Genomic DNA, 411 nt, shown 5'->3' on the forward strand with positions numbered 1-411 from the left:
GAACGTGTGGGTGTCGCTCGTGTCGGCATCGGTGAAGTCGGCCGAGACCGTGATCGCCGGACCGTCCTCGCTGGCCGAGCCCGTCACCGCGGCGACAACCGGCGCGTCGTTCGTCCCGGTGATCGTCACCGTCACCGTCTCGCTCACCGGACCGCTGCCGTCATCCACCGTGTAGGTGAAGGTGTCGGTCGCCGTCTCGCCCTCGGCCAGGTATTCGAACTGGCCGTTCGGGTCGTAGCCGAAGGTCCCGTCATTGTTGTTGGTGACGCTGCCCAGCGTGCCGGTCGTGTCGACCGAGAACGTGTGGGTGTCGCTCGTGTCGGCATCGGTGAAGTCGGCCGAGACCGTGATCGCCGGACCGTCCTCGCTGGCCGAGCCCGTCACCGCGGCGACAACCGGCGCGTCGTTCGT

At 68.1% G+C, this 411-nt stretch carries 1 protein-coding gene; it reads right to left on the minus strand.

Translation table 11 applies throughout. The annotated features are described in order from the left end of the window. Window positions 1-411 (minus strand): VCBS domain-containing protein (locus ACLB6G_RS20820; protein ID WP_410358056.1); only part of this gene is annotated, 411 nt, incomplete at both ends.

The organism is Zhengella sedimenti, from assembly GCF_046506625.1.
GTDB lineage: Bacteria > Pseudomonadota > Alphaproteobacteria > Rhizobiales > Rhizobiaceae > Zhengella > Zhengella sedimenti.